Genomic DNA, 657 nt, shown 5'->3' with positions numbered 1-657 from the left:
CGGTAGATTTCAAGCTAGATGTCGCCTCAACGATTAGATTTAGGCGGCTTTTTGCTCCTGTCGGTGGTCGCGTTTGATGGGTTCGAAGTTGTCTATCTGATCGGGATTCAGATGGACCGTTTTTACGCGCTTCCAGTTTCGAGTGGGGCCTTTCCATCGTAGCGGATTGCGCTGCTTTGCCGCCTCGTAGAGCATCGCGCGGCGATCGAGGATCTGCTGGTCGAGGTTGGCGTGCCGTTGGGCAGGCGTGACGAAACGGATCGCGCTGTGACGATGTTCGTGGTTATACCAGCGCACCAACACGGTGACCCAAGCGCGCGCGGCAAATAGAGTGTCGAACGCCTGCAGAGGAAAGGCCGGCCGATACTTCAGTGTTTTGAACAACGATTCCGAGAACGGGTTGTCGTTGCTCACGCCCGGTCGACTCAATGACGGCATGACACCCAGAGCCTGCAGGGTGGCGAGCATCGTGGCACCCTTCATTGGGCCGCCGTTATCCGAATGCAAAATTACCTGACCCGGTTTGATCGCCTCACGCGCACATAGGTCCTTCAGAAGCTCGCTGGCCTGGGCGCTGCTCTCTTCAGCGTAGACCTGCCAGCCGACGACCATCCGACTGAACACGTCCATGAACAGATAGAGATAGAAATACTGCCC

Annotated in this window: 1 protein-coding gene; it reads right to left on the bottom strand. The window is 56.9% G+C overall.

Annotated elements, in window-relative coordinates:
• Positions 1-39: 39 nt before the first annotated feature.
• A partial coding sequence (locus ACRXB1_RS37235; RefSeq protein ID WP_449494921.1) for a transposase occupies positions 40-657 on the bottom strand: 618 nt, incomplete at its 5' end.

Source organism: Caballeronia sp. M23-90 (assembly GCF_053574605.1).
This window is presented reverse-complemented; position numbering and strand designations above follow the sequence as displayed.